Source organism: Massilia glaciei, assembly GCF_003011895.2.
GTDB classification, from domain to species: domain Bacteria; phylum Pseudomonadota; class Gammaproteobacteria; order Burkholderiales; family Burkholderiaceae_D; genus Telluria_A; species Telluria_A glaciei.
Window position 1 is genome coordinate 1 of record NZ_PXWF02000163.1, and the last position, 414, is coordinate 414.

The 414-nt window shown below is 66.7% G+C and carries 1 pseudogene; it reads right to left on the minus strand.

Annotated features, from left to right (window positions below):
- Positions 1-414, minus strand: a pseudogene (locus C7C56_RS28760) (type VI secretion system tip protein VgrG); the annotation flags it as partial.

Consider the following 414-nt stretch of genomic DNA (forward strand, 5'->3'; position numbering starts at 1 on the left):
TTCGCCAATTGCAGGCTCTGGCCGGCGACAACGCCCAGCCCGCCCTTTGCGGCAATGGCGATGATGGGGTCGGTCGAATGCGGGACTTTCTCGTCGCCCGCACTGACGTTTTTACCCTTCGCGTCAGCCTCGGCCGCGGTCAGGCTTTCCGTGTCCACCATCCCCGATACGGCCGTGAGCATCGCTTTGAGTGGCCCGGCTTTTCCGTCGAGTGCGCTTGAATCGGCCATGCCCGCGCCCTTGTGCGCGGCGAATTCGACCGTCTCGTGCGTGCGCGCCGCCGCGCTAAAGACTTCGCCCAGCTTGACCGCCTGCTTGAGCAGCGCGATGCCAGCGGCGTTGTCGCCGGCCGGGTCGCGCGCGCGGCAGTTGTGGTCGATCTTATAACTCGACACCAACAGGCCCCCGCCCGCC